Source organism: Phocaeicola sp. RTP21198st1_B8_RTP21198_201120 (genome assembly GCF_040929485.1).
Taxonomy (GTDB): domain Bacteria; phylum Bacteroidota; class Bacteroidia; order Bacteroidales; family Bacteroidaceae; genus Phocaeicola; species Phocaeicola dorei.
The window spans coordinates 276-575 of record NZ_JBCOCI010000228.1 but is presented as its reverse complement, the minus strand read 5'-3'; the positions used below and the strand labels follow the sequence as shown (position 1 = coordinate 575).

1 protein-coding gene is annotated in these 300 nt (G+C 48.3%); it reads right to left on the bottom strand.

The window, feature by feature from the left end:
• Nucleotides 1–300 (bottom strand): SulP family inorganic anion transporter (locus tag AB5935_RS24830; RefSeq protein WP_368327738.1); only part of this gene is annotated, 300 nt, incomplete at both ends.

Sequence of the window (300 nt, the reverse complement as noted above, 5' to 3'; positions counted from 1 at the left end):
GTCGGCTACAGTGGCAGACAGCAGGGATTCGATAGCTCCCAATACGGCAATGGTGATAGCCACCGGAAACAATTCCCTGATAGCTTCCCAATCCAGCGCAGGCACAACGGCATCAGGCAACTCTGATTTAATGGTGAAGCGGTCACCGATGGTCTGGATGCAGTCGATTCCTCCGAAGGTTTTCATCAGGTAAACGGCTATCGTGACTACGATGATAGCAATCAGCGAACCGGGAATTTTCTTTGAGAACTTCGGAGTGATGGCGATAATAATAATGCTGACAATACTAACGATGGTATT